The organism is Gemmata algarum (genome assembly GCF_034097035.1).
Lineage (GTDB): Bacteria > Planctomycetota > Planctomycetia > Gemmatales > Gemmataceae > Gemmata > Gemmata algarum.
Genome location: NZ_JAXBLV010000107.1, coordinates 1 through 940, shown reverse-complemented (window position 1 = coordinate 940; position 940 = coordinate 1). Strand labels below are relative to the sequence as shown.

1 protein-coding gene is annotated in these 940 nt (G+C 66.0%); it reads right to left on the bottom strand.

What is annotated here, in order from left to right:
- Nucleotides 1-181, bottom strand: a 181-nt coding sequence (locus R5W23_RS09260) for a hypothetical protein (RefSeq protein ID WP_320686088.1), incomplete at its 3' end; no start/stop codon positions are given.
- Between the last annotated feature and the right edge of the window lie 759 nt (nucleotides 182-940).

Sequence of the window (940 nt, the reverse complement as noted above, 5' to 3'; positions counted from 1 at the left end):
AAGCAGAGGGGCCTGGTGTGTACTCTCGGAGCGTTTCATGATCATTTTCGGGACGCGCAAGGAGGATGTCGACCTCGGCCTCGTTCACCCACAGGACTGCGAAGTCTGCAACAAGCAGGATCAGCCCTTTCGACTGCGCCTCGTATATCGTTACGAACACGTGTGGTTCGTATTGGGCCACGTCCGTGGCCTGTCCTACGTGATCGTTTGTGAGAACTGTGGGACCCCGTTTCGCATTCCCCCTGCGGCGGGTCGCAAGCTCGGGCGCCTGGAACGGGACCCTATTCCCTTTCTGGACCGGTACGGGTGCCTACTTGTTTTCTCCGTGTTCATGCTGATCGCCACTCTCGCCGTGGTACTCGGTTACTGACCAGCAGGGTATCTGGTTGACACAGGCGGAGAGGTCATAGCTGGAAGGCAAACGCGCCGAACCCGGCGCTGCACCTGACACCGCCATCTGAGTTGTGACGCATCGCTCATCCGATGATGGCGGTGCAGGTGAGCTGTTCGTTCGGCCACCCGAGCGCGCATGAGGGCGCGTGCGGGCGGCGGTAGGTGTATGGTCCGCAGTGGTGAACCCCGTGTGTCGGTATTGGCTTCGCTGATACGGGTCGGGGCTGGCGCGGCTCGCCGCCGCGAGGTGCGGTTGGGCGTGGCCGGGAGCGGGTGGGTACACGGCGGTTCGAGTCGCTGGCGCTCCGCGTGGTGCCCGTGGGTAGCGGGCGCGGCTCACCGCCGCGGGTGTCGGTGGTGGCCGGCCTCCGGTGGGCCGGGACACGGCGCATCGGATCGGTGGTGCTCCGCCCGGCCCGCACCGGTAGGCGGGCTCCGCGGATGCGCGGCGCGGGCGTGAGCGAGCCGAACCCGGCGCTGCACCTGACACCGCCATCAGCCGCAGTTGTGATGCTCACTCCATCCTGGCGGTGCAGGTGAGCTGTTC